The following is a 379-nucleotide window of genomic DNA, read 5'->3' as shown; positions in this document are numbered from 1 at the left end:
CTCGGTCACCGCCCTGGCGGATGCGTCGACGGAGTTGTGTTCGGATGCCGAGCTGGTGGAGGTGACCCGGCTGCATGAGGAGTTGTCGCGGCGGGTCGAAGCCTTGACGGTGCTGAGGTATGCGGACAATCTGCGCCGCGGCCCGACACCGATGATCGAGTCGGCGGGGTCGGTGTGGGCGTTTTATGAGCAGTCGTTGAACGTCGGCCGCGGGGAGCTCAAACGTCGCCGCGAGCACGCCGACAAACTCGCGCCGGGCCTGACTCCGTCCGGTGAATTGGTCGGCCCGCTGCTGCCGGATACCGCGCAAGCGTTACGCCGCGGCCAGATCTCGCGGACGCATGTAGATGTGATCGTCAAGACGATGCGCAAGATCCCG

1 protein-coding gene is annotated in these 379 nt (G+C 66.0%); it reads left to right on the top strand.

What is annotated here, in order from left to right:
- The coding region (locus HH308_RS29405) for a DUF222 domain-containing protein (RefSeq protein ID WP_170197836.1) at positions 1–379 on the top strand (379 nt) is incomplete at both ends.

The sequence above is a fragment of the Gordonia asplenii genome (assembly GCF_012933505.1).
Taxonomy (GTDB): Bacteria; Actinomycetota; Actinomycetes; order Mycobacteriales; family Mycobacteriaceae; genus Gordonia; species Gordonia asplenii.
Note: the sequence above shows the minus strand (reverse complement) of the source record. Positions and strands in the feature narration are given on the sequence as shown.